This is a genomic window from Rhodopseudomonas sp. BR0G17, from assembly GCF_010907025.1.
In the GTDB taxonomy this organism is placed as follows: Bacteria; Pseudomonadota; Alphaproteobacteria; order Rhizobiales; family Xanthobacteraceae; genus Rhodopseudomonas; species Rhodopseudomonas palustris_H.
On the sequence record NZ_QUML01000186.1, the window covers coordinates 1 to 413 of the forward strand.

General features: G+C 47.5%; 1 protein-coding gene. It reads right to left on the bottom strand.

Annotated elements, in window-relative coordinates:
- A partial coding sequence (locus DY467_RS26365) for a hypothetical protein (protein WP_205502857.1) occupies positions 1-413 on the bottom strand: 413 nt, incomplete at both ends.

The following is a 413-nucleotide window of genomic DNA, read 5'->3' on the forward strand; positions in this document are numbered from 1 at the left end:
GTGCCGCCAGACTTCGGCATAATTTCAAGGAACAAGGGATGATCCGACAGAATCACGTTGTCTACAGCGATCGGGGCGATCGGACGTCGCAACCCCAAGGTGCGACCGTACAGATGATGATATCCCAGGATCTTGACTGAGTTTGTCGCATTTACGATCGGTGATGAATGCCCCATACAGTCTATTATTAGCGATGTATTGAATGTTTCAGAATTAGCAAAGGCACTAATTGAATCCTGCAATGGTTGATAGCCATACAGTCTGGTCTGATATTGCACCTCAGAGTTATTGAGGTGAATTTGATTGATTAGGTAGCTTTCCAGCCTCCTAGTATCCCAGAGGATGTATTGCCCTCGCGCGGTGAAGGTGGACCTGTCGTTTGCAACAAAATCTAGCTGGTCCCACTCTGAGTC